The 21787-nt window shown below is 63.2% G+C and carries 24 protein-coding genes and 1 tRNA gene; 14 read left to right on the plus strand and 11 right to left on the minus strand.

What is annotated here, in order from left to right; genetic code table 11:
- Window positions 1-124 precede the first annotated feature (124 nt).
- The 4 genes from K4G67_RS16550 to qatD are packed head-to-tail and all read left to right on the plus strand — an operon-like array spanning window position 125 to window position 3645.
- Window positions 125-661: a hypothetical protein gene (locus K4G67_RS16550; protein WP_239807363.1), complete on the plus strand. Its 537-nt coding sequence runs from the start codon at window positions 125-127 to the stop codon at window positions 659-661.
- Window positions 661-1533 (plus strand): Qat anti-phage system associated protein QatB, encoded by an 873-nt coding sequence (qatB, locus tag K4G67_RS17725; RefSeq protein ID WP_338026452.1) that lies wholly within the window; start codon window positions 661-663, stop codon window positions 1531-1533. The genes K4G67_RS16550 and qatB overlap by 1 nt, the downstream gene beginning before the upstream one ends.
- Window positions 1530-2897, plus strand: a complete 1368-nt coding sequence (gene qatC, locus K4G67_RS16560; RefSeq protein WP_239807365.1) for a Qat anti-phage system QueC-like protein QatC — start codon at window positions 1530-1532, stop codon at window positions 2895-2897. Before qatB ends, qatC begins: the two co-directional genes overlap by 4 nt.
- Before the next feature lies 1 nt (window position 2898).
- Window positions 2899-3645 (plus strand): Qat anti-phage system TatD family nuclease QatD, encoded by a 747-nt coding sequence (gene qatD, locus K4G67_RS16565; RefSeq protein WP_239807366.1) that lies wholly within the window; start codon window positions 2899-2901, stop codon window positions 3643-3645.
- Here the strand turns inward: qatD and K4G67_RS16570 are convergent.
- Both K4G67_RS16570 and K4G67_RS16575 read right to left on the minus strand, forming a co-directional pair.
- Window positions 3642-4739: a tyrosine-type recombinase/integrase gene (locus K4G67_RS16570; protein WP_239807367.1), complete on the minus strand. Its 1098-nt coding sequence runs from the start codon at window positions 4737-4739 to the stop codon at window positions 3642-3644. The two genes, qatD and K4G67_RS16570, sit on opposite strands and share 4 nt — an antisense overlap.
- Before the next feature lie 218 nt (window positions 4740-4957).
- Window positions 4958-5049, minus strand: a tRNA-Ser gene (locus K4G67_RS16575).
- Window positions 5050-5347: 298 nt separating this feature from the next.
- Here K4G67_RS16575 and K4G67_RS16580 point away from each other — a divergent pair.
- Together K4G67_RS16580 and K4G67_RS16585 are read left to right on the plus strand one after the other, a co-directional pair.
- Window positions 5348-6199, plus strand: coding sequence for an EipA family protein (locus tag K4G67_RS16580; protein ID WP_239807368.1), 852 nt, complete (start codon window positions 5348-5350; stop codon window positions 6197-6199).
- Between the two features lie 122 nt (window positions 6200-6321).
- Window positions 6322-7494, plus strand: a complete 1173-nt coding sequence (locus K4G67_RS16585; protein WP_239807383.1) for an amino acid aminotransferase — start codon at window positions 6322-6324, stop codon at window positions 7492-7494.
- Here K4G67_RS16585 and K4G67_RS16590 read toward each other — a convergent pair.
- The 6 genes from K4G67_RS16590 to K4G67_RS16615 all read right to left on the minus strand — a co-directional run bounded on the left by K4G67_RS16590 (window position 7491) and on the right by K4G67_RS16615 (window position 11542).
- A complete protein-coding gene (locus K4G67_RS16590) occupies window positions 7491-8114 on the minus strand; it encodes a riboflavin synthase (protein WP_239807369.1) in 624 nt (207 codons plus the stop codon). The two genes, K4G67_RS16585 and K4G67_RS16590, sit on opposite strands and share 4 nt — an antisense overlap.
- Window positions 8099-9073 (minus strand): bifunctional diaminohydroxyphosphoribosylaminopyrimidine deaminase/5-amino-6-(5-phosphoribosylamino)uracil reductase RibD, encoded by a 975-nt coding sequence (gene ribD, locus K4G67_RS16595; RefSeq protein WP_239807384.1) that lies wholly within the window; start codon window positions 9071-9073, stop codon window positions 8099-8101. The genes K4G67_RS16590 and ribD overlap by 16 nt, the downstream gene beginning before the upstream one ends.
- Window positions 9066-9533 (minus strand): hypothetical protein, encoded by a 468-nt coding sequence (locus tag K4G67_RS16600; protein WP_239807370.1) that lies wholly within the window; start codon window positions 9531-9533, stop codon window positions 9066-9068. Before K4G67_RS16600 ends, ribD begins: the two co-directional genes overlap by 8 nt.
- A 67-nt stretch (window positions 9534-9600) precedes the next feature.
- Entirely contained in the window at window positions 9601-10362 is a 762-nt protein-coding gene (locus K4G67_RS16605) for a M48 family metallopeptidase (protein WP_239807371.1), read from the minus strand.
- Window positions 10359-10880: a YcgN family cysteine cluster protein gene (locus K4G67_RS16610; protein ID WP_239807372.1), complete on the minus strand. Its 522-nt coding sequence runs from the start codon at window positions 10878-10880 to the stop codon at window positions 10359-10361. Before K4G67_RS16610 ends, K4G67_RS16605 begins: the two co-directional genes overlap by 4 nt.
- Window positions 10868-11542: an SCO family protein gene (locus tag K4G67_RS16615; protein WP_239807373.1), complete on the minus strand. Its 675-nt coding sequence runs from the start codon at window positions 11540-11542 to the stop codon at window positions 10868-10870. The genes K4G67_RS16610 and K4G67_RS16615 overlap by 13 nt, the downstream gene beginning before the upstream one ends.
- Before the next feature lie 66 nt (window positions 11543-11608).
- Here K4G67_RS16615 and K4G67_RS16620 point away from each other — a divergent pair, with 66 nt between their 5' ends.
- The 5 genes from K4G67_RS16620 (at window position 11609) to ssb (ending at window position 15698) form a co-directional block, all read left to right on the plus strand.
- Window positions 11609-12211, plus strand: coding sequence for an ankyrin repeat domain-containing protein (locus K4G67_RS16620; protein ID WP_239807374.1), 603 nt, complete (start codon window positions 11609-11611; stop codon window positions 12209-12211).
- Window positions 12208-12867, plus strand: a complete 660-nt coding sequence (locus K4G67_RS16625; protein WP_239807375.1) for a COQ9 family protein — start codon at window positions 12208-12210, stop codon at window positions 12865-12867. Before K4G67_RS16620 ends, K4G67_RS16625 begins: the two co-directional genes overlap by 4 nt.
- A gap of 95 nt (window positions 12868-12962) precedes the next feature.
- The gene (locus K4G67_RS16630) at window positions 12963-13262 is read left to right on the plus strand and encodes a FeoA family protein (RefSeq protein ID WP_239807376.1); all 300 of its coding nucleotides are present in this window, start codon (window positions 12963-12965) and stop codon (window positions 13260-13262) included.
- A complete protein-coding gene (gene feoB, locus K4G67_RS16635) occupies window positions 13259-15109 on the plus strand; it encodes a ferrous iron transporter B (protein WP_239807377.1) in 1851 nt (616 codons plus the stop codon). Before K4G67_RS16630 ends, feoB begins: the two co-directional genes overlap by 4 nt.
- Window positions 15110-15134: 25 nt before the next feature.
- Entirely contained in the window at window positions 15135-15698 is a 564-nt protein-coding gene (gene ssb / locus K4G67_RS16640; RefSeq protein WP_239807378.1) for a single-stranded DNA-binding protein, read from the plus strand.
- A gap of 34 nt (window positions 15699-15732) precedes the next feature.
- Here ssb and K4G67_RS16645 read toward each other — a convergent pair whose 3' ends face one another.
- Together K4G67_RS16645 and K4G67_RS16650 are read right to left on the minus strand one after the other, a co-directional pair.
- A complete protein-coding gene (locus tag K4G67_RS16645; RefSeq protein ID WP_239807379.1) occupies window positions 15733-16263 on the minus strand; it encodes a YceD family protein in 531 nt (176 codons plus the stop codon).
- Window positions 16260-16766: a ubiquinol-cytochrome C chaperone family protein gene (locus K4G67_RS16650; protein ID WP_239807380.1), complete on the minus strand. Its 507-nt coding sequence runs from the start codon at window positions 16764-16766 to the stop codon at window positions 16260-16262. The genes K4G67_RS16645 and K4G67_RS16650 overlap by 4 nt, the downstream gene beginning before the upstream one ends.
- A gap of 253 nt (window positions 16767-17019) precedes the next feature.
- Between K4G67_RS16650 and K4G67_RS16655 the strand changes: the two genes are divergently transcribed.
- The 3 genes from K4G67_RS16655 to hslU all read left to right on the plus strand — a co-directional run bounded on the left by K4G67_RS16655 (window position 17020) and on the right by hslU (window position 19504).
- Complete coding sequence (locus K4G67_RS16655; protein WP_239807381.1) at window positions 17020-17541, plus strand: outer membrane protein assembly factor BamE; 522 nt, start codon at window positions 17020-17022, stop codon at window positions 17539-17541.
- A gap of 65 nt (window positions 17542-17606) precedes the next feature.
- On the plus strand, window positions 17607-18185 hold the full coding sequence (hslV, locus tag K4G67_RS16660; protein ID WP_275588943.1) for an ATP-dependent protease subunit HslV: 579 nt from the start codon (window positions 17607-17609) through the stop codon (window positions 18183-18185).
- Window positions 18182-19504 carry an ATP-dependent protease ATPase subunit HslU gene (hslU, locus tag K4G67_RS16665; RefSeq protein WP_420830055.1) on the plus strand — a complete coding sequence of 441 codons (1323 nt, stop codon included), beginning with the start codon at window positions 18182-18184 and terminating at the stop codon, window positions 19502-19504. Before hslV ends, hslU begins: the two co-directional genes overlap by 4 nt.
- A 138-nt stretch (window positions 19505-19642) precedes the next feature.
- On the opposite strand, the gene K4G67_RS16670 is transcribed toward hslU, so the two are convergent.
- Window positions 19643-21454 (minus strand): ABCB family ABC transporter ATP-binding protein/permease, encoded by a 1812-nt coding sequence (locus tag K4G67_RS16670; protein WP_239807382.1) that lies wholly within the window; start codon window positions 21452-21454, stop codon window positions 19643-19645.
- Window positions 21455-21787 lie beyond the last annotated feature (333 nt).

Consider the following 21787-nt stretch of genomic DNA (forward strand, 5'->3'; position numbering starts at 1 on the left):
GATACCCAGTTCCTAATTCAGATCAGAGGCTTAGGCCACTCCCGCCAACCCTTCCGAACCCGCCTGGTGAATACGACGGGCTAAAGGCGCAACCTCCGATAAACCCTTACCGGATTGGCCAAACTTGGAATGGGCCAAGCAGTGGGCTGCGATAGAGCCGTCATTGGCGGAGCATGACCTCCGGCCCTACGTCTTTGTTACACGGGATCGACGAAACGTGTTCGGTGCTGTGGCGTCGCTTGGCGATCTAGATGAGCTGGTTGCAAAACTTCAAGGGTCGCCTCTGCAAGTGAAGCAGGCGTCGGCCGAAGTAGCTCGTCTACAAACACTGGAAGCCGAGCAGGTTTTTGATGCTCTCCGATCAAAGGTTCGGGATGCTGAGGATTTAGCTCAAGAGCCAGTGGGAGTTCGCGGCCTTGCTGAAGTCGCCAAGCTACATCCGTTCCTCCAAGGCCCACTTCTCGCATTCTTGAAAGACCTTCCAGTGTCGAAGCTGGGGCCATGGGCCGTAAGTGGCTGGACAGGTGCCTTCAACGAAGAGGAAGCCAAAGGGGAATTCAGCGCTCTGCTTACCGAATGGGCGGGACAAGATGAAAACAAAGGTCTGAAAACGGCGGCTTCCGCAGTGATAAAGCTCTTGGGCAAAGGGGGACGGAGCTAATGGGGACCTCGGGGACATTTGGCGGATCAAAGAACGGACTCGTGCCTAGCTGGGTTGGAGAACCTCCTTCCCAACCTGCGGCTGCGCCTGCGGATGGAGGAAATGGAGTCGCAGATGGTCAAGGTGACGGAGGCCAGGACGACGGTAATGTCCCGCCTGCAAATCCTACGAAGTATCCGCCAATCCCGCCTGTGTCGCCTTCCTCAGGGCTGGGGCCAGCGAGAGGCGATGTTACTCGTGGGACCCGAACATCTGACTCTCGTGCAATTCGTCGGGGCGCAGGAAAGTACGTCGGCGCGAGTGGCGGAGGTCGCGCAGCGTCAAATAGGATGTCAAATTCTAGGGCGGTAGCAGGAGGCATTGCCGGATTCGCCCGCACGTTCGCTGAGCAAGGTCCGGCGGAGGCTCTGCGTCGGTTCAATCTGGAAGGAATGGCCGGGGCACCAGCAGAAGATGTATTCGTCGCGATGACGGATATGCTTTGCCCAGAAGGTGGCACTCTGGATGAAGCCATAGCTCGCGATGCCATGCTGGAAACCGTTGCCGCAATGGCAACCGAGGGGGTTGGCAATTTTGACGAACTAACCGCCGCTGACCTTCAAGAGTTTTTCATTGGGGTGGTGAGCCGTTCCATCGAAGGCAAAATCCTCAATGAGGTTGGCACCAATGCGCTGTCCGTGGCTTCAGATATCGCCGGTGTTGAGAGGGCGCAAAAGATGCTTCACGATTTTGTAAACGGGTGTGTGCGTGATCGATTTGATGAGCGAGGGGCAGACCTAGGAAACCTTGATAGCGCAGACATTAACGGCTTCGTCGATGACCTGTTTTCTGCCGCATTTGACCTCATCCAAGCCCTAGGGGAGCGCGAATGAGACGATTTAGCCTGATAGGTCGCCTCGGACCAAACGACACCGCAAAGATTAAGCTGGTTCAGACAGATTCCGCTGATTACGAAATCGACTTTCTGGATAATGACTTGCGTCCGGGTTTTGGTATCGGACAAGCGCTGGATCAACTTTCGTCGCTCGGCTTGCGACCACAAGAGTCGGCAATCGACCTGACCATCCTTGCGGCGATGGTAAATGCGGGAGATACACGCATTTCCCGCAAGGTGAACGCTCAGGACGGCTGGAGCCGGGAAATTGATCTTTATGTGCCCGTGTCATCCGCTTCGACATGGACAAGCCAAAAGCAGCACATTGAGAGGCTGTTGAGATTTCTGACCGGTGACCGTTGGCGTGTGTTCTTCAGGGATAGACCAAAGAACGCCGCAACTCTTGCGATACAGCCTAAGCGGTTGGCCATCGACGGGTTGACCGAGGTGAGCCTGCTCTCGGGCGGGCTTGATAGTCTAATTGGCGCCATTGACTCTCTTTCAAATGGCAAGCGCCCACTGTTCGTGAGCCATTACTGGGATGCTGAAACGGCAAAGGCGCAGGCCTATGTTATAGACGCGTTAGAAAAGCATTTTTCTCCAGAGAACGTAAACGTGATCCGTGTCCGGCTCGGTTTCGACAAAGGCCATCTCGACACCAAGGAAACAGAGGACACCCAGCGCGGGCGATCATTCCTTTTCTATGCGCTTGCAGGTCTCGCGGCATCTGCACTTGGGAAAAGCGCTGCTGTCAACATTCCGGAAAATGGGCTAATTGCTCTCAACGTACCGCTCGACCCGCTTCGGTTTGGCGCACTCAGCACTCGTACGGCGCATCCGCATTTCATAGCGAGCATGGCCCAACTGGCCGCCGCAGTAGGACTGACGGTCAGCTATTCGAATCCATACAGGCACGCAACGAAGGGAGAGATGGTGGCCAACTGCGCCGACCTTGATTTCCTGCGTAGGATCGTCGGCGGTTCTATGTCATGCTCGTCGCCAGCCAAGGCTAGATACAAGGGGCTTTCACCCAGGCATTGCGGTTATTGTGTTCCTTGCGTTATCCGAAGGGCCTCACTGAATTCGGGGTTGGGTGTTTCTGATCCTACCCTTTACACTATCCCGGATTTGAAGGCGCAGACTCTAGCAGCCGATCGCGCAGAAGGTGAACACGTTCGTTCATTCCAACTCATGACGAAGCGGATCAAGACGAACCCATCGCTGTCAAAAATTCTCGTGCACAAGCCAGGCCCCTTAATCGATGCCGTTGACGAAATTCCTGATTACGCCGACGTGTTCCGTCGTGGTATCCTTGAAGTGGCTGACCTCATTGAGGGCGTGAAGGCGAAGCCCGGCAGATAATATGATTCCCGAATATGTCGATTTCCACGCCCACTTGGACCTCTACCCGGACTTGCAAGAGGCGATCCGATCTTGTGACAAGCGAAAGACCGCGACACTCGCCGTGACGACGACGCCTTTGGCGTTCAAACGGAACCACGAACTCGCCTCATCCAGCAAATTCGTGCGGGTCGGAGTAGGTCTTCACCCGCAGCTCGTAGAAGAGCGGTATGGGGAAATCGAACTCTTTGAGAAGATATTGCCTCAAACTCGCTACGTCGGTGAGGTTGGTCTCGACGCTGGACCTCGATTCTACCGCTCCCTTGATCTGCAAAAGCAGGTCTTTGAACGGGTTCTTCGACTTTGTGCGTCGTCAAAAGATAAGGTCCTCAGCGTTCATAGTGTAAGAGCGACAAAGGCAGTCTTGGACTTGGTGGAAAAACACCTGCCTCAGGACAGGGGCAGGGTCGTATTGCATTGGTTCACCGGCAGCGTTGCCGAAGTTCGGCGTGCAGTTGCGCTTGGATGCTATTTCTCAGTGAATGAGCAGATGCTCTCTTCACCCAATGGACTGAAAGTCACTTCTGCCATACCGACGAATCGCCTTCTAACCGAGACTGACGGCCCGTTTGTGCTCAGGGAAAAGGCTCCCATTCCCGCAGGTGATGTTCGCCGGGCCATCTCTTTATTGGGTAATGTGCTGTCCATCGACGACCATGCAGCAGGACGTATTGTCCGCAGCAACCTTAAGGCTATGTTGCAGGATTAGGTCGCCTGACTGCCCATCGGACGAGCCACGAACTTTGCCCAGTCCGCCATCAGCGGTTTGCGTTTGTCGAGGTAGTCGGTGCGCCGATACGCTGCTTCGACCTTGTTCGCGATCGTATGAGCCAACGCGGCTTCTGCGACCTCGCCCGGATAGTTCGTCTTTTCGGCGACCCAATCGCGAAACGACGAGCGGAAGCCGTGAACGGTGTAATCGTCTCCCTTGTCGCGCAGGACTTTGAGCAGGGTCATATCTGACAATGAGCGGCGTGGGTTTTGTCCTGGAAAGACAAGATCGCTGACGGGGGAACGGAACGCTTTCGCTCGCTTAAGTACACCTAAAGCTGCTTCTGAGAGAGGGACAACATGAGCAGTCCCCGCCTTCATGCGTTCAGCGGGGATCGTCCAAAGCTTCTTCTTGATGTCTATCTCGTTCCAGCGCGCGCCACGAACTTCGCCGGAGCGAGAGGCATTCAAGATCAGAAATTCCAATGCGAGACGGCCGACCGAGGAGCGCCCACGCAACCATGTCACGAATACGGGGAGGTCAGCGTAGGGCATCGCCGCGAAATGGCCTTGCTTCTTTGGCTGGCGCGGAAGGCCACGAATAACTGAGCGCATCGGGGCTTCAGTCTCACGAAAACCCTTTGCGCAGGCCCAATCCAGCACCGATCCGATTCGTTGTCGTACCCGCCGCGCCGTTTCTGGCTTTGTCAGCCAGATCGGAGAAAGCGCATCGCGGATTGCAGGTCCCTCTATCTCCGAAACGAGTTTGTCGCCCAAAGTCGGAAAAGCGTAGGTTTCGAGCGTGTTGATCCACTGCGCTTGATGCTTTCCGTTCTTCCAAGCTGCCTTGTGCTCCTCATGGACAAGCTTGGCGGCATCGCGAAACGAGGGGATGACCAACGCTTCTTTTTCACGCTCTGCCAGAACGTCGATTCCCGCCTTCATTTCCTTGCGAAGCGCCCTCGCGGCTTCTCGAGCTTCTCCTAGTGGTAAGTCAGCGAGGGTGCCCAGACCGATGTCTCGGCGCTTTCCATTGGCCTGAATCCGGACGATCCAACTACCTTTGCCTTTTGCGGCAAGTTTGAGGATCAAGACCTTCTCCGTCAGAATAGCGGCCTGGTTCAGTCAGGTTCTTGACCCCCATCGCCGTTAATTTTCCCATCGCTCGCTCCTTCCAGACCCACACTCAGACCCACACTCGACGCCGGATCTATAGGAACATATAGAGAACTATACGGACGACGAAAAGCAAAAAACGCCGCATTTCTGCGCGCTTAAGGACTATAAGGGATTGTCTGGGAAAAGCGAGGTGGCGGAGACGGAGGGATTCGAACCCTCGATACCCGATAAAGAGTATGGTTCCTTAGCAGGGAACTGGTTTCAGCCACTCACCCACGTCTCCGGAACCGCGGCCTATAACGAGGTCCGTCGGTGGCTTCAAGAGGGCGCCGATGCAAAATGCAGTATCGTCTGACCATCCTTCTCGACATGGCCTCAGTGCCGGGCAGGCATACGATCGGGCGGTGAAGACGGATCGACGCCAAGTGGTGCGAATTAACCGTCAGTTCAGGGCGTCCGATGCCTTTTGCGCAAGGCTTGCGGACTTGCCATCGGCCGTGCATTCGCGCACGCGATACGCCAGGCGCGCGGCGGTCGATGGACTGCTCCGCAACGAACGGGAAACGACAATGGGACGGTTTATGCAGCGCTTTTCAGGTCAATCGGATCGGGTGTCGTCGCCATGGCCTCACGCCGCAACGCTGCCTGTGGCGGCGATGGCGCTGTGTCTTGCCGGCACCGTACAGGCGCAGATCACCACGATCGACCCCAACCGCGCGATCGACGGCGATCTGGAGCAGTCGCAACCCGCTCCCTCGCCAACGGCGCAGGGCGCGCAGGGCGAATTGCCGCCCGTCGCAGGCGATCCCTATGCCGATCCGTATGCGGCGCCGCCGCCGTCGGACTATGTCTATCCCGGCGAAGAACCTGTTCCCGCCACGCCCGCGCCCACCGCGCCCGTGCCGCAGCCCGCGCCATCGACACCGCCCGCCGCCGCGCCGCAGGCCGCCACCACCTATCAGCGCGACGACGTGCTCGGCGCTGCGGAGCGCGCGTTCGGGAGCGGTGCCGAAGGGCTGGCCAAGCTGGTCGAGGACATCCTTAGCAAGCAGGGCGAGCCCAACGCCTATATCACCGGGCGGGAGGCGGGCGGTGCGTTCGCCGTCGGGCTGCGGTATGGCGAAGGCACGATGTATCACAAGGTCGAGGGCGAGATGCCCGTCTACTGGACCGGGCCGTCGATCGGGTTCGACGCGGGCGCCAATGCGGGCTCCACCTTCATCCTCGTCTATAATCTGTGGGACAGCGAGGATCTCTACGAACGCTATCCCGCAGGGGAGGGGCAGGCCTATGTCGTGGGCGGCTTCAACGCCAGCTATGTCCGCAAGGGCGATGTCGTGCTGATCCCCATCCGCATGGGCGTGGGGGTCAGGCTCGGGGTCAATGCGGGCTATTTGCGCTTTTCGAAAAAGCATCGCTGGTTCCCGTTCTAATACCACCCCAATAAAAATTGATGGTGCTTGAGGCTTGCCCCGTGGTCCTGCGGTCGGCATGAGACGGCCATCTGGCGCCCGATGCGCGCTTCGTTTGTACCGCGAGATGTGACCCCATGCCGATGCTTGCCGATCTTCCCGAACAATCGCCCGATGCGCTTCTGGCGCTGATCAAGATGTACGCCGCCGATCCGCGCGAGGAGAAGATCGACCTCGGCGTCGGCGTGTATCGCACCGACGACGGCGCGACGCCCGTTTTCGCGGCGGTGAAGGGCGCCGAAAGGGATCTGGTCGAACGGCAGGATTCCAAGGCCTATCTCGGCCCCGAAGGTTGCATGGATTTCGTGCACTGCCTGATGCCGATCATCCTGGGCGACGACATGGCGAAGAGCGACCGCATCGACGGCATGCAGACGCCAGGCGGAACCGGCGGCGTGCGGCTCGCCGTGGCGCTGGCGCAGGCGGCGGGCGTGAAGCGCGTGTGGATGGGCACGCCGAGCTGGCCGAACCATGCGCAGATCCTGAAGGACATCGGCATGGAGGTCGCGACCTTCAACCATGCCACCGATGGCGAGGCCGACATGGACGCCCTCAAGTCCGCGATCGCGAAGGCGGACGCAGGCGATGCGGTCCTGCTCCACGGATGCTGCCACAATCCGACCGGCATCGATTACACCGTCGACCAATGGCACGAGATTGCCGCGATGATCGCGCAAAAGGGCATCCTGCCCATTCTCGACCTCGCGTATCAGGGGTTGGGGCAGGGGCTGGAGGAGGATGCGCAGGGTGTGCGTATCGTCATGAAGGCGGTGCCCGAAGCGCTCCTCGCCTATAGCTGCGACAAGAATTTCGGCCTTTATCGCGACCGTGTCGGCGCCGTCTATGTACAGGCGGCCGAGGCGGATCACCTCCCGCGGATCATGTCGAATGCCGCGTCCTTTGCCCGCGCCACGTGGTCGATGCCGCCCGATCACGGCGGTTCGGTGGTGCGCGAGGTCATGGCCGACGATACGCTGCGCCGCGAATGGCTGGACGAGCTTGCGGGCATGCGCCGCCGGATGCTGCAGGTGCGCGCGCGTCTGGCCGAGGCGGGGACCGCCGGTTCGGTCGATCTCACCCCGCTGGCGCAGCAGCATGGCCTGTTCGCGATGCTGCCGCTCGACAAGGATCAGATTCAGGCCTTGCGCAAGGATCACGCCGTTTACATGGCGGGTTCGGGGCGCATCAATATTGCCGGGCTGACTCTCGGCAATATCGACAGGTTCATCGCCGCCCTTGCGAAGGTCAGCAGCTAGGCTTCGCGCAACGATTGCATCCGGCGCAGGTAGCGGGCGAGGACGTCGATCTCCAGATTGACGCCATCGCCTTGCTGCCGCGCACCCAGTGTCGTGACCCCGGCCGTATGCGGAATGATGTTGAGCGCGAACCGCGCGACGCCATCCGGCAAATCCTCCACCGCATTCACGGTCAGCGATACGCCATCGACGGTGATCGATCCTTTTGCCGCGATAAAGGCGGCGATGTCGCGCGGGGCGTCGATCTCGAAATGGACGGAACCGGCGCGTTCCTCGCGCAGGGCGACGGTGCCGACCGCATCGACATGGCCGGTCACGATATGCCCGCCAAGCTCGTCCCCGAGTTTCAGCGCCCGCTCCAGATTGAGCCGCGCCCCTTCGCGCCATTGTCCGGGCGCGGTGCGCGAAATGGTTTCGTCCGACACGTCGACCACGAACCATGCATCGCCCGTCGTCCCGCCGCGATCCACCACGGTCAGGCACACGCCGGAACAGGCGATGGACGCGCCGATCGCCATGTCGGCAGGGTTGAAGGGGCACGCGACGGTCGCCCGTGTATCGCCGCCATCGCGCGAAACGCGGGCGACCGTGCCGATTGCTGTGGTTATGCCGGTAAACATGGGATCCGCTCGTATAATTCCATCGTGTCCTTGCCAAGCATACGCCGGTCACGCAATTGCCATTGTTCGTGCGCATCGGTCAGCGCGCAAAGGCCGATGTCGCCAATGCCGGCCATCCCCCGCCCGATGACGATCGGCGCCCGATAGATCAGCAGCCTGTCGACATGGCCTGCGCAAAGAAACGCGGCGGCGGTTTCGGCCCCGCCTTCGACCATGAGATATTGCGCGGGCAGAAGCGGGGAAAGATCGCCCGGCGAACGCAATGCCGACCATCCGGGCGGCGCATCACCACGGCTCAGCACCCAGCGCGCCGGGCTGCGTTCGCCAAGGCCGGGCAACCGCACGTCGAGCCGGGGCCTATCCGCGCGCAGCGTGCCGCCGCCGACCAGTATCGCATCGTGGCGCGCCCGCACCGCGTGGGTATGGGCGCGGGCAGCAGGGCCGGTGATCCATTGGCTGCTTCCGTCGGCCATGGCGATGCACCCGTCGAGCGACAGCGCCAGTTTCAACGTGACGAGAGGCCGGTGCGAAGCTTCGCGCAGCAGGTATCCGGCAAGCGAATCGCGCGATGCCGCGTTATCGCAGGTTGCGGCGCCGATGCCCGCGGCGCACAGCGCGGCGATCCCCTTGCCCGCGGTGCGCGGGTCGGGATCCTCGCAGCCCACCACGACCCGCGCCACGCCCGCCGCGATCAGAAGCGCGGAGCAGGCGGGGCCGCGATTGGAGGCATGCGCGCACGGCTCCAGCGTGACATAGGCGGTTGCCCCGCGTGCATTGTCGCCGGCCTGCCGCAGGGCCATCGCTTCGGCATGCGGGCGCCCGCCCGGCTGCGTCCAGCCGCGCCCCACGACGATGCCATCGCGCACGAGGATGCACCCGACCGCCGGGTTCGGACGGCTTAGGGGACGGCCGCGTATCGCCAACCGCGCCGTGGAGTCGAGCCAGCGGGAATCAGAAATTCTTTTCGACTCGTTCGATCGCGCGGCGGCGGGCCTCCGCCTCGCGCGCTTCGCGCATCGCGCGCTCGCGCTCACCCTGTTGCCGGGCTTCCTCCACGTCGATGCCGGACACGCGGGCGACCGTTTCGTAGCGCTGGCGAATCTCCTCCTCGCGCGCGGCACGTTCGGCGCGCAGGGCATCCTTGCGTTTCTGATTCTCGATATTGGAGGCGATGATCTCCTCGTCGGAGCGGCCCGGCTCGAACGTGTTGATGTAGGTGATGGTGGGCGCGCGCGGTTCGATCCGGTAGCTTTCGCCGAAAATCGTGCCGAAGATGCAGATCGTCACCGCCGCCGCCAGCGCGAAAAAGCGCCAGCGGTGCGGGTTTTCCTGCATCCACACGCCGCGAAAATCCCGCATCGCACCCATGGGGTTGATGAGGGAGAGAAAGCGCAAAAGACCTGTTTTCTGAACTGCCATGTCCTGCCCAAGATAGGAGCTAGGTCACGCCGTGGCCAGCCCGCTGCGTGATCCGCGATGCGCGAGCCTACCCGAACGCGGCGTAGAGCGTGCGCCCCTGTTCGTTGAGCCAGCGGTCGGCACGCGCAAGATCGCCGTCGAAGATCCTGGCGTGGAGCGCATGGAACGCCGGTGAATGATCGAAATGAACCAGATGCGCGACCTCGTGCGCGGCAACCGAACGGCGCACCGCATCCTCCGCCATGACGAGCCGCCAGTTGAGCCGGATCGTCCCGTCGCGCGCGCAGCTGCCCCAGCGGCGCTGCGCCCGGCTGAGCCTTACCGGCGGGGCGGGGATGGCGGCCCGGGCGCAGAAATCGGCAACGTCGGCGGTCATGAGCCGCAGCGCTTCTTCTTCCATCCAGCGGCGGATGCGGGCTTCGATGCCGTCGGCTGACCCGCCGCACCACAGGACTTCGCCATCCACCACCGGACGGCGCGGGCGGGCGGCATCGCGCGTCACGCGAAGGACCCGCCCGCGAAAGGGCAGCGCGGCGCCATCGGCGATGACGAGCGGTTGCGGCCGCTTCGCCCGCTGCGCCGCGAGCCAGTCGGCACGCGCCGTCGCAAATCGGACGCCGTCGTCGAGCGCGCCGAAGCGCGGAATGCTGACCCGCGCCTCACCTCCATCGGGCGACAGGCGCAATGTCATTTGGCGCGCGGTCGGGTGACGGCGCACGACAAGCGGCAGGGGACCATCGGGCAACGGCACCGAGCCGCGCATGTGTGTCGCCGGCGGCGTGCGGCGGGAGAGAAAGGCGTCGAGCCCGGCGCGGGCGCGGTTCTTCATCCGCCGTCCTCGTCCGCGCCCTCTTCCCCGTTCTCTTCGCCATCGGGGGCGAGCACGAGTTCGTAGCCGGGAATGACGACATGTTCCTCGATCGGGCCGGCGTCATCCTCCGATATGACCTTTCCGGCGACGGAAATCCCGGCGCGGTGGACCGCATCGCGATCCCCGCAGATCAGATAATGCCATGCGCGCAAGGGTTCGCCATTGGCGCGCAGGCGATAGGCGCACGTGTCGGGAAGCCAGTGCAGTTCGTGCGCCTTTTCACGGGTAAGCTGCAGGCAATCGGGTACCTTCGCCTTGCGATCGGGGTAGTCGGTGCATCGCGCGCTTTGCGTGTCGAGCAGGCGGCACGCCACATTGGTGGGGTATATCTCGCCTGTGTCGGCATCCTCCAGCTTGTGCAAACAGCAATTGCCGCACCCATCGCACAGCGCTTCCCACTCCGCATCGTCGAGCGCGGCAAGCGGCTTTTCCCAGAACGGCGGATCACCTGTCACAGGGCCTTTTATCGCACCCATTTCGCCAGCTCTTCGGCGACCGCGGCGGCGCCTTCGTTCGTGGGGAGCAGGGCGACCGGATTGCCGTCGGGATCGAACAGCATCGCCGCATTGCTGTGGTTCATGAGATAGCCGCCGCCCGCCGATTCGGCACCCTTTTCGTGATAGACGACGAAGGCATCGGCCGCCTTCGCGATCTGCGCCTCCGTCCCGGTCAGGCCGACCATGCGCGGATGGAAATTGGCGACGAATTCGCCGACCGCCTGCGGCGTGTCGCGCTCCGGATCGATGGTGATGAAGATCGGCGTGACCCGTTCGGCGCGATCCGGCGCCTCCTTCGCGAACAGGGTGAGCCCCTGTCCGATCGCCTGCGCATCGACGGGGCACACGTCGGGACAGAAGGTGTAACCAAAATAGACGATGCGCCACTGCCCCGCAAAATCGGCCCAGCGCACGGTCTGCCCCTCGCTATTTACAAGCGCGAAATCGCCGCCAATGGCCGCGCCCGCCAGCGGGGGCGCCTCCGCCGCGCCATCGCCCGCATCGCCCCAACCGCACGAGGCGAGCCCCAGCGCGAGCGAAAGCGCAAGACCGGTCAGCATCCTGTGCCGCCACGGACGGGCGTGCGGATGCGGGGCGGGGCGGCGGATATGATCGTAATGGGGCATGGAAGGGCGGTTCATGTCCTGCTAAAGCATCAGGCGCAAGTGAAAGCGCCGGATCAGGATATGGCAGGGATACGAACCGGAATGAATACACGTCTTTTCACCGTTCTGGCCACCGCGGCGGCGGCCTGCCTGTCGGCGAGCCCTGCGGCGGCGCAGTTTTCCGAGGGCTATCGTTTCCTCGAAGCGGTGGAGAAGCGCGATGGCGATACCGCGATCGCCGCGCTCAACCAGCCGGGAAGCACGCTGGTCAATGCCCGCGACGTCGGCACGGGTCGGTCCGCGCTGCATATCGTGGTCGCGCGGCGGGATCGGACCTGGCTCGATTTCCTGCTCGACAAGGGGGCCAACCCGAATGTTCGCGATGCGAAGGGCATTAGCCCGCTCGAAATGGCGTCCTCGTTGCGCTTTCTCGAAGGGGTGGAAATGCTGGCAAAGGCAGGTGCCGACGTGAACGAGACGAACGCGACGGGGGAAACCCCGTTGATCGTGGCGACCCATCTGCGCGATGCGGATCTTGCAAAGATCCTGCTCGACAACGGGGCGAACCCCGACCGTGCCGATTCGTCGGGACGCAGCGCGCGCGATTACGCAACGCTTGCCGGACGCGGCAACCCCGTGCTTGTCCTGATCGAACGGCAGGACAACGCCGCCCGCAACTCTCAGACCTACGGACCGAGCCTGTGATCGACGCCGATACGCTGACCCTCGACGCGCTGGCCATCGCGCTGGCCCCTGCCATTGCCGATGCGGCGATTTTCGACGGGTGGAGCGATACCGCGCTCGTTGCCGCGGCGGAGATGGAAGGCGTCGATCCGGCGGTGGCGCGGCTCGCGTTTCCCGGCGGCGCGATGGACATGATCGCGGCGTGGATCGGCGCCATCGACCGCCGCATGGCAGAGGAGCTGAACCCCGCCGAACTCGCCGCGATGAAGATTCGCGACCGTATCCATGCGCTCGTGATGTTCCGGCTCGATGCCGCGCTGCCGCAACGCGAATCGCTGCGCCGGGCGATGACGATCATGGCCATGCCGCAAAACCTCGCCCGCTCGGCCCGGCTGGGATGGAGCAGCGCCGATCTCATGTGGCGCATGGCGGGCGACACGGCGACCGATTACAACCATTACACGAAACGCGCGATCCTGGCCTCGATCTATGCCGCCACGCTCACCGTTTTCGCCGACGACGACAGCGACGGACAGGCCGACACGCGCGCCTTTCTCGACCGCCGGATCGAAGGCGTGATGAAGTTCGAGAAGGCCAAGGCCAAATGGCAAAATCCCGATCGCGAGCGATTCAGCCCGCTCCGCATGCTCGGCCGGCTGCGGTATCCCTCGCGTTGAGGCCGGCTTTCGCGGGGTGGACAGTCATCTCCTCAACAAGCGCGCTTTATTGAGAATTAGTTGCAAAGAGCGGCGCTATGTGCGACCGGCGCACCATGACCAACGGGTTCGAAACACTGGCCGAAAGGCCGCGGGGCAGCGTGTCGCGCATCGTCGCGGTGGACTGGGACACGCTCGCGCCCGAAGAGGCGCGACGCCTGCGTGCGCTGGGCATCGATGACGGCGTCACGGTCAAGCTCGCGCATCGCGGCATTTTTTCCGGGCGCGATCCGCTCGCGCTTGAAATCGGGCGCATGACCATCGCGGTGCGGCGCGTCCATGCCGAGGCGATTACGGTCGAGGCGGTAGCCGATACAGGCGCGCAACCCGCCACCGGCGCGGACGCGGCGGCATGAGCCGGCCCATCCGCACCGTCGCACTTGTCGGCAACCCGAACGCGGGCAAGAGCGCATTGTTCAACGCGCTCACCGGTGCGCGGCAGAAAATCGCGAACTATCCCGGCGTCACGGTGGAGCGCAAGGCGGGCCGCATGGCGCTCGCCAATGGCGAGCCGGTCGAGCTGGTCGATCTTCCCGGCAGCTATTCGCTCGACCCGTCGAGCCCGGACGAGGCCGTGACCCGCGACGTCATCCTCGGCGATCAGGAAGGGCAGCGCCGTCCCGACGCGCTCGTCATCGTGGTCGATGCCGCCAATCTGGAACAGCATCTCGTCTTCGCGCAGGAGCTCATCGCGCTCGACCTGCCGGTGGTCGTCGCGCTCAACATGGTCGATCTGGCAAAGCGCGACGGGCTGGTGCTCGATGCGAAGGCTTTGGGCGAAGCGCTCGGCGTGCCGGTGGTGGAAACGGTGGCGGTGCGCCGCCGCGGACTGGACGCACTGACCGATGCGTTGCAGCGCGCCGTCAATGAAAAGCATCGGTCGCCCTTTTTCTCCGCCGACCTCGGCATGACCGAACGCCGGGTGAGCGCCCATGCCATCGCACAGCGCGCGCTGGTATCCGAAACGCGTACGCGGCGCATGCATCGCGGGCTCGACAAGGTGCTGCTGCATCCCTGGATCGGGCCGGTCATCCTGTTCGCCCTGCTGTTCGTGGTATTTCAGGCCGTGTTTGCCTGGGCGACGCCCTTTGCCGACGGGCTGGAGGCGGCTGTCGGTTTCGTGAGCGAAACGGTCGCCGCGATCCTGCCCGACGGGCTGATCCGCGATGCGATCACCGAAGGCGTGCTGGCCGGTGTCGGCTCGGTCGTCGTGTTCCTGCCGCAGATCGTGATCCTGTTCTTCTTCATCCTGTTGATGGAGGCGACGGGATACATGGCCCGCGCCGCGTTCCTTATGGACCGGATGATGGCGGGCGTCGGCCTTTCGGGACGCAGCTTCATCCCGCTGCTGTCGAGCTTTGCCTGCGCCATTCCAGGCATCATGGCGACGCGCTCGATCTCCGATCCCAAGGATCGGCTGACTACCATCCTCATCGCGCCGCTGATGACGTGTTCGGCACGGCTTCCGGTCTATGCCGTCATCATCGCGGCGTTCATTCCGGCCCGCGCGGTCGGGCCGGGGATCGGGTTGCAGGGGCTGGTGCTGTTCGCGCTTTATGTCGCGGGCATTATCGGAGCGATGGTCGTCGCGCTGATCCTGCGGCGCAGTGTGGCCAAGGGCGCGGCGAGCGGGTTCATCATGGAATTGCCGCGCTACCAATGGCCGCGGCTGTCCGACATCGCATTGGGCCTGTGGCAACGCGCGTGGATCTTCCTGCGCCGGGCGGGCACGATCATCTTCGCCGCCACGGTAATCCTGTGGCTGCTGCTTTCCTTTCCGCAGGCGGAACCGGGCGAGAGTCAGGTCGATGCCAGCATCGCGGGCCATATCGCCGACGGGCTTCACGTCGTGGTCGAACCGATCGGCTTCAATCGGGACATCGCGCTCGCATTGATCCCCGCGATGGCGGCGCGCGAGGTGGCGGTATCCTCGCTCGCCACGACCTATGCGGTCGATAGCGGGGACGAGGAGGAGACGGCGATGGCGCTCACCGATCGGCTGTCGAGCCGGTGGAGCCTGCCGACCGCGCTCGCCTTTCTCGCCTGGTTCGTGTTCGCGCCGCAATGTCTTTCCACCATTGCCGTGGCGAAGCGCGAAACGAATGGGTGGAAATGGCCAGCCTTCATGTTGGCATATCTGTTCGCGCTCGCCTACATCTTTGCGGGAATCACCTATTGGCTCGCCGTCGCGGCCGGGCTCTGACGCGAAAAATCGAAGGCAATAATTTATGGCAGGCAGTCTCAACAAGGTCATGCTGATCGGCAATCTGGGCGCCGATCCGGAGGTCCGCAGCTTTCAGAACGGCGGCAAGGTGTGCAACCTGCGCCTCGCCACTACCGAAAACTGGAAGGATCGCGAAGGCCAGCGTCAGGAGAAGACCGAGTGGCACACCGTGTCGATCTTTTCCGAAGGGTTGATCAGCGTTGCCGAACGCTTCCTGCGCAAGGGCAGCAAGATCTATGTCGAGGGACAGCTCCAGACCCGCAAATGGCAGGATCAGCAGGGCAATGACCGCTACTCCACCGAAGTCGTGCTGCGCGGGTTCGGCGGTACGCTGACCATGCTCGACGGCAAGTCGGGCGGCGGCGGCGGTGGCGGTGGCGACTGGGGCGGCGGACAGTCGGGCGGATACGGCGGCGGTTCGGGCGGCGGGCAATCCGGCGGCTGGAACAAGGGCGGCTCGGGCGGCGGATCGGGCGGCGGCTCCGCAAATGGTTCGGGCGGCGGCTTTGGCGGCGGCCAGGGCGGCGGTGGCGGCTACGACGATCTCGACGACGACATCCCGTTCTGATCGCGGGCCGCTCCGCACGGCCACCCCGATAGTTTCAGTCTTTTGAAGACCCCTTCGATACCGCGCCCTTGAGCACGGCGAAGGGGTTTTCCCGTTCCGGCTCGTCCAGCCCGACCTCGTTGCGCACGCGGTCCGCCTCCGGTCCGGTGGCGAACGGGTCGATGGCGAGCGCGACGCTTTGCGCAACCGCTTCGCCCAGATCGAACTGATCGCCGCCATAGGGGATCTCGTCGAGCTCGTCGGCTTCGAGCTCGATCTCCTCCGGCATTTGCGATGTCTCAGGCACGAAACGGAAATGCAGCGGTTCGCTGATCTTCGTGCGCAGATCCTCGCCCGACACGGCGCAGGCCTGCGTGACGGCGGCGCTCAATTGCCCGCGCGCCTCCACGACCCCCCCATCGGCTTCGAGGCTGAGCCGCGCGACGAGCGAATCGAGCGACACGATGCCGAACCGCTGCGCGAGTGCGCTGCGCTCCTCCGGCTTCGCGGTGATCTCGACGATGCGGCCATCGGCCTGCTGCACCGCGACCCAGCGCGGCATTTCGGAGGGTATGGTCTCGCTCATCGCGCGATTTTTCCTTTCAACACATCTTCCATGTTCACGGCCCGGATGTCCGCCATCAATGTCCGCAGGCCGGCGGCCAATCGCGTGCCCGAATCATCGGGGTCGATCATCGTCGTATTGCGCCGGGCCGCCTCGGCCAGCGCCGTATCGTCGGCATGGGACAGCCCATCGCGATAGGCGCCGATCCGCCCGCCGAGCGCGGCCATCAGTTTGCCCATGCGCTTGCCCACGACAAGATCGCCGACGCCGGCCTCGCGCAATTGCCCGTCCATGTCGTCGATGAACAGTTCGGTCAGCCGTGCGGCGTGCTGCGCGGCGCCCTCGTCCTCGAACCGGATCATGACGAGCGCCATCACCGCGCTGATCATGTCGAAACGTCCCTCCACCGTATCGGCGACCCCGTCGGCCGCGTACCAGTGCGGCTCGCGCGCGATGGCGACGATGCGATGCCACAGATCGGTGAGGTCGGTGGCGCGCTGACGCTTGAAAAGCCGGGATAGCATGGACTCGTTCCTTCGATGTGTCGCCGGCGCCGCGGCATCGCCGTTCAGCGCCGATTAAACGCATGAACCCCAATTCCCGTCCCGATGGGGGACCGGCGGGGCGTGCGTATCGCACGGTCTTGTGCGCTTCGCCCGCGTTCCGTAAGGGTTCGGCGCCCGTCCGGCCGATATAGGTCGAAACACGGGCATGACAACGTGGGCGCGCAGCCATTTGCGATGACCCGGCAGTATGACGAAAAGGCGCGTTGAGCACATGAATTTCACTTCCGGCACCGCATCGCGCCGTTCCATGACCGGCAGGATGATGAGCAGGGCAGTAGTCCTCGCGCTTGTCGCCCCGGCGCTGCTGGGGGCGTGTACCTCCATTCGCGACCGGCGCGGCTATGTCGGCGACGTGGCGCTCACCCAATCGATTCAGCCGGGCATCGACAACGCCCGCTCGGTCGAAGGCACGCTCGGCCGGCCCAGCTTTACCAGCCAGTTCGGTGAGAATACCTGGTATTACGTCACCAGTGCGCAGCAGCGCGAGATTTTCGGCGGATCGCATATCGTGGAACACCGGGTCCTGCGCGTGCGGTTCGATCCGTCCGGCAATGTCGTGGACGTCGACAAAACCGGCATGGAACTGGTCCGCGACATCAATCCCGATAACAAGACCACGCCGACGCTCGGCCGCGATCGCGGATTTTTCGAGGATCTGTTCGGCAATATCGGTTCGGTCGGCGCGGGCGGGCTTCCTGGTGCGGGTCCCGGCGCGGGCGGCGGCCCGCCCTGAGCCTGCGGAGCGATATGCGGGCCGTGCACGGTTGAACCGCGTGCGGCCCCACCCATATCGCCGGCATGAGATCACATGACGAAGCCCACGGCCTGGTACCGTGGCACGGAACCACCATCATCGGCGTGAAGCGCGGCAACCGCACCATTGTGGCGGGGGACGGCCAGGTGTCGATGGGCAATACGGTGATGAAGCCCAACGCCCGCAAGGTACGCCGCATCGGCGAGGGCGGTCCGGAAAAGGGCAAGGTCATCGCAGGCTTTGCAGGCGCCACGGCGGATGCGTTCACCCTGTTCGAACGGCTCGAACGCAAGCTCGAACAATATCGCGGGCAATTGATGCGCGCCGCGGTCGAACTCGCCAAGGATTGGCGGACCGACAAATATCTCCGCAATCTGGAAGCGTTGATGATCGTCGCGGACAAGGACGTGCTGCTGGTGATCACCGGCAATGGCGACGTGCTTGAACCCGAAGGCGGGATTGCCGCGATCGGGTCGGGGGGCAATTACGCGCTCGCCGCGGCCAGGGCGCTGTCGGATTACGAACAGGATCCCGAAAAGATCGCCCGCCGCGCGATGCAGGTCGCCGCGGACGTGTGCGTCTTTACCAATGGCAATGTGACGGTCGAGGCCGTCGGCGAATGAGAACCCCCGAAACCATGACGAATACGAACCTCACCCCGAAGGCCATCGTGGCCGCGCTCGACGAACACATCGTCGGGCAGACCGATGCGAAGCGCGCCGTGGCCGTCGCCCTGCGCAATCGCTGGCGGCGGCAGCGCCTGCCCGAGGAATTGCGCAACGAGGTCACGCCAAAGAACATCCTGATGATCGGGCCCACCGGCTGCGGCAAGACCGAGATCAGCCGCCGCTTGGCAAAGCTTGCCGATGCGCCTTTCGTCAAGGTGGAGGCGACCAAGTTCACCGAGGTCGGCTATGTCGGGCGCGATGTCGAACAGATCGCCCGCGACCTTGCCGAGGAGGCGATCCGTCTTGAAAAGGACCGCCGCCGGGACGCGGTGCGCGATGCGGCATCGGCTGCGGCGATGAAGCGCCTGCTCGACGCCCTCGTCGGTGACAGCGCCAGCGAGGCGACGCGCGAAAGCTTCCGTCAGCGGATCGTCGACAACCATCTCAACGATACCGAGGTGGAGATCGAGGTCGAGGATCAGCCCAACATGAACATGGAGCTGCCCGGCATGGGCGGCAATGTGGGCATGATCAACCTGTCCGACATGATGGGCAAGGCGTTCGGCGGGCAGAAGCTGAAACGCAGGAAACTGCGCGTGGCCGATGCCTGGGACAAGCTGGTCGACGAGGAATCGGAAAAGCGCATGGATCAGGACGACGTCGCCCGCGTCGCGCTGCAGAATGCGGAAACGAACGGGATCGTGTTCCTCGACGAGATCGACAAGATCGCCGTGCCGGACAATCGCGGCGGGCAGGTCAGCCGTGAAGGGGTGCAGCGTGACCTCCTCCCCCTCATCGAAGGGACGACGGTGTCGACCAAATACGGCCCGATGAAGACCGACCATATCCTCTTCATCGCCAGCGGCGCGTTCCACGTCTCCAAACCGAGCGACATGCTCCCGGAGTTACAGGGGCGTCTGCCGATCCGGGTGGAGCTGAAGGCGCTGACCGAAGAGGATTTCGTGCGCATCCTGTGCGAGACGCGCGCTAATCTGGTGCAGCAGTACAAGGCGCTGATCGGGACCGAGGACGTCACGCTCGATTTCAGCGAGGAGGCGATCCGCGAGATCGCCACCATCGCCGCGCAGGTCAATGAAAGCGTCGAGAATATCGGCGCCCGCCGTTTGTCGACGGTGATGGAAAAGCTGCTTGAGGAAGTGAGCTTCGATGCGGAGGAGCGCGGCGGTTCCACCGTTTCGGTCGACCGCGACTATGTGCGCGAACGGCTCGCGGAACTGGCGCAGGATAGCGATCTGTCGAAATATATCCTCTGACGGCGTAGCAATCGCTGCAATGAAAGCGGCGCCATCTCCATGCGGGGATGGCGCCGCTTTCGTGTCGGGCGGCACCGTTCCGCCCCGTTCCGCCCCGGTCCGACCCCGTCCGCCATCGCGTGCGGCGGTCTTGCGCGGTCAGGCAGGCTCTTCCTGGCTATCGGTGGCCTGACGCGCCCACATTTCGGCGTAGAGCCCGTCCCGGCGCAGCAATTGCGCATGGCTCCCGCTCTCGGCAAGGCGGCCCTGGTCGAGCACGAGGATGCGGTCGGTATCCACCACGGTGGACAGCCGGTGCGCAATGGTAAGCGTCGTCCGGTGTTGCGCGATGCGCCGCATGGTGCGCAATATGTCTTGCTCGGTCCGCGAATCGAGTGCGCTGGTCGCTTCGTCGAACAGGATGATGGGCGGATTTTTCAAGAGCGTGCGAGCGATGGCGACACGCTGCTTCTCCCCGCCCGACAGTTTCAGGCCGCGTTCGCCGACTTCGGTGTCGTAACCCGATGGCAGGCGTTCGATAAATTCGGCGATGGCGGCGCCTTTGGCCGCGGCCGCGATCTCGTCCTGCGTCGCCCCTTCGCGGCCATAGGCGAGGTTGTAGCCGATGGTTTCGTTGAACAGCACGCTGTCCTGCGGGACGATGCCGATATGACGGCGCAGGCTTTCCTGCGTCACGCCGCGAATGTCCTGTCCGTCGATGAGAATGCGGCCGTCCTGCGGATCGTAGAAGCGGAACAGCAGCCGCGCAATCGTCGATTTCCCGGCCCCCGATGGACCGACGATGGCGATACGTTCCCCCGCGTCCACCTCGAAGCTCAACCCGTGCAGGATCTCCCGGTCGGGATCGTAGCCGAAATGCACGTTGTCGAAGGCGATCGTCGCGCGCGCCACGTGAATGGCCGGGGCGCCCGGCTTGTCCGCAACCTCCACCGGCGTGTCGATCAGCCGGAACATCTCCGCCATGTCGATCATTCCCTGCCGGATCGTGCGATAGACCCAGCCCAGCATGTCGAGCGGGCGGAACAGCTGCGTCAGATAGGTATTCACGAACACCAGATCGCCGGTGCTCAGCTCCCCACGGCTCCACCCCCACACGGTATAGCCCATCGCCGCCGCCATGAGCAGGTTCATGATCGCGGCCTGCACGATATTGAGCAGGCCCAGCGAGTTTTCGGATTTCAGCGCCGCCTTCGCATAGGCGCGCGCCGCGCCGGCATAGCGTTCCTGCTCCCTGTGTTCGGCGCCGAAATATTTGACGGTTTCATAATTCAGCAGCGAATCGACCGCGCGCGACAGGGCATGCCCGTCCATCTCGTTCATTTGCGCGCGCAATTTCGTGCGCCATTCGGTGATCCAGCGGGTGACCAGGATATAGGTGACGACCGTCGCACCCGTCGCCAGCACCAGCCCCCACCCGAAATTGAGGTAGAAGATGACCGCGACCGCAATCAGCTCGATCAAGGTGGGCGCGATGTTGAACAGGAGGAAATAGAGCATGGAATCGATGCTCTTGGTTCCGCGCTCGATCGTCTTCGTCACCTGCCCCGTCCGCCGGGAGAGGTGAAAGCGCAGGGACAGGCGGTGAAGCCGGGCAAAGACGTCCTCGGCAAGGCTCCGCGTCGCATCCTGACCCACGCGTTCGAATATGATGTTGCGAATATTGTCGAACGCGACGCTCGCGAAGCGGCCGAGCGCGTAGGCCAGCACGAAGGCGAGCGCGACCATCGCGGCCTCGTTCGCGGGCGTCGCCATCGAATCGACCGCGCGCTTGTACGCGAAGGGGAGAGCAAGGGTCGTCGCCTTGGCCAGCAGCACGAACACCATCGCAAAGACGATCCGCCGTTTGAGCGCGGCATCGTGGGCCGGCCATAGATAGGGAAGGAAGCGCCGCAGCGTTCCCCAATCGGCTTTGTCCTTCAGGTCGCGGGCGGAAACATTGTCTGGTGGCATGGCAGGCAATGTAGGGAAGGGCGGCGGAATGAACAGGCAGCGTCACCGAGCGGCCGCGATTCGAGTGATCGAAGGATTCGGTGAGAATCAGTGTGAGCCACGGGTTTCCGCCAATTTGCCGGGAATGTTCCCCTGTGCGGCGTGATCCAACCTGCGCAGGAAAAGGCCGAACCGGTATCGAAAGGAACTTTTTTTACGTCCTAAGGTGTTGGATTTGCAGGATTTCCAAAATTCCTGCAATATTTCCGTAATCCTGCTGTTGACCGAATCGTTGGGCCCCCATATATGCCCTCTCACCGGACGGCGAGACGCTCTTCACTGGGTTCTCGGAGG

Source organism: Croceicoccus hydrothermalis (genome assembly GCF_022378335.1).
Taxonomy (GTDB): Bacteria; Pseudomonadota; Alphaproteobacteria; order Sphingomonadales; family Sphingomonadaceae; genus Croceicoccus; species Croceicoccus hydrothermalis.

What these genes read in the sequence shown, in the direction of transcription:
- qatB (WP_338026452.1), top strand. Translation starts at nt 661, where the DNA reads ATGGGGACCTCGGGGACATTTGGCGGATCAAAGAACGGACTCGTGCCT.
- qatC (WP_239807365.1), top strand. Translation starts at nt 1,530, where the DNA reads ATGAGACGATTTAGCCTGATAGGTCGCCTCGGACCAAACGACACCGCA.
- qatD (WP_239807366.1), top strand. Translation starts at nt 2,899, where the DNA reads ATGATTCCCGAATATGTCGATTTCCACGCCCACTTGGACCTCTACCCG.
- K4G67_RS16580 (WP_239807368.1), top strand. Translation starts at nt 5,348, where the DNA reads ATGCAGCGCTTTTCAGGTCAATCGGATCGGGTGTCGTCGCCATGGCCT.
- K4G67_RS16585 (WP_239807383.1), top strand. Translation starts at nt 6,322, where the DNA reads ATGCTTGCCGATCTTCCCGAACAATCGCCCGATGCGCTTCTGGCGCTG.
- K4G67_RS16590 (WP_239807369.1), bottom strand. Translation starts at nt 8,114, where the DNA reads ATGTTTACCGGCATAACCACAGCAATCGGCACGGTCGCCCGCGTTTCG.
- K4G67_RS16600 (WP_239807370.1), bottom strand. Translation starts at nt 9,533, where the DNA reads ATGGCAGTTCAGAAAACAGGTCTTTTGCGCTTTCTCTCCCTCATCAAC.
- K4G67_RS16605 (WP_239807371.1), bottom strand. Translation starts at nt 10,362, where the DNA reads ATGAAGAACCGCGCCCGCGCCGGGCTCGACGCCTTTCTCTCCCGCCGC.
- K4G67_RS16610 (WP_239807372.1), bottom strand. Translation starts at nt 10,880, where the DNA reads ATGGGTGCGATAAAAGGCCCTGTGACAGGTGATCCGCCGTTCTGGGAA.
- K4G67_RS16615 (WP_239807373.1), bottom strand. Translation starts at nt 11,542, where the DNA reads ATGAACCGCCCTTCCATGCCCCATTACGATCATATCCGCCGCCCCGCC.
- K4G67_RS16620 (WP_239807374.1), top strand. Translation starts at nt 11,609, where the DNA reads ATGAATACACGTCTTTTCACCGTTCTGGCCACCGCGGCGGCGGCCTGC.
- K4G67_RS16630 (WP_239807376.1), top strand. Translation starts at nt 12,963, where the DNA reads ATGACCAACGGGTTCGAAACACTGGCCGAAAGGCCGCGGGGCAGCGTG.
- feoB (WP_239807377.1), top strand. Translation starts at nt 13,259, where the DNA reads ATGAGCCGGCCCATCCGCACCGTCGCACTTGTCGGCAACCCGAACGCG.
- ssb (WP_239807378.1), top strand. Translation starts at nt 15,135, where the DNA reads ATGGCAGGCAGTCTCAACAAGGTCATGCTGATCGGCAATCTGGGCGCC.
- K4G67_RS16645 (WP_239807379.1), bottom strand. Translation starts at nt 16,263, where the DNA reads ATGAGCGAGACCATACCCTCCGAAATGCCGCGCTGGGTCGCGGTGCAG.
- K4G67_RS16650 (WP_239807380.1), bottom strand. Translation starts at nt 16,766, where the DNA reads ATGCTATCCCGGCTTTTCAAGCGTCAGCGCGCCACCGACCTCACCGAT.
- K4G67_RS16655 (WP_239807381.1), top strand. Translation starts at nt 17,020, where the DNA reads ATGAATTTCACTTCCGGCACCGCATCGCGCCGTTCCATGACCGGCAGG.
- hslV (WP_275588943.1), top strand. Translation starts at nt 17,607, where the DNA reads ATGAGATCACATGACGAAGCCCACGGCCTGGTACCGTGGCACGGAACC.
- hslU (WP_420830055.1), top strand. Translation starts at nt 18,182, where the DNA reads ATGAGAACCCCCGAAACCATGACGAATACGAACCTCACCCCGAAGGCC.
- K4G67_RS16670 (WP_239807382.1), bottom strand. Translation starts at nt 21,454, where the DNA reads ATGCCACCAGACAATGTTTCCGCCCGCGACCTGAAGGACAAAGCCGAT.